Source organism: Tropicimonas sp. IMCC6043 (assembly GCF_004146235.1).
Lineage (GTDB): Bacteria > Pseudomonadota > Alphaproteobacteria > Rhodobacterales > Rhodobacteraceae > Tropicimonas.
The window spans coordinates 1-344 of the sequence record NZ_SELO01000184.1 but is presented as its reverse complement, the minus strand read 5'-3'; the positions used below and the strand labels follow the sequence as shown (position 1 = coordinate 344).

The window sequence follows — 344 nt, the reverse complement described above, 5'->3', positions numbered from 1 at the left end:
CGCCATCGTCGGCCTCGGCATCGCAACGCTCGCCGTGATTTCCGGCGGCGTGGAAGACCTGTCCGGCGACATCTCGAACCAGCTCGCCGTCTCGCAGATCAAGACCACCTTCTGATCGCAGTCCGGCTGACGCCGGACCGCAAAGGCCGCGCCTACCGGGCGCGGCCTTTCCCGTTTTGACGCTCACCAACACCGCAGGATGCCCGTGACGGAGCACGTTAGGTGTTCAGTCCCGGCATTTGGTGGATCGGATCGACATTGAATCTGTCTGGCTCTGAAGTCCAGATCTTGCAGATGTATTCGTATGGCGTGAGACCGCTGAGGGTCTTGAGCCTTCGGGCGAA

General features: G+C 61.6%; 1 pseudogene. It reads right to left on the bottom strand.

Annotation, left to right across the window (positions count from 1 at the left end):
- Positions 1-218: 218 nt before the first annotated feature.
- Positions 219-344: pseudogene (locus tag EU800_RS26335) on the bottom strand (IS481 family transposase); the annotation flags it as partial.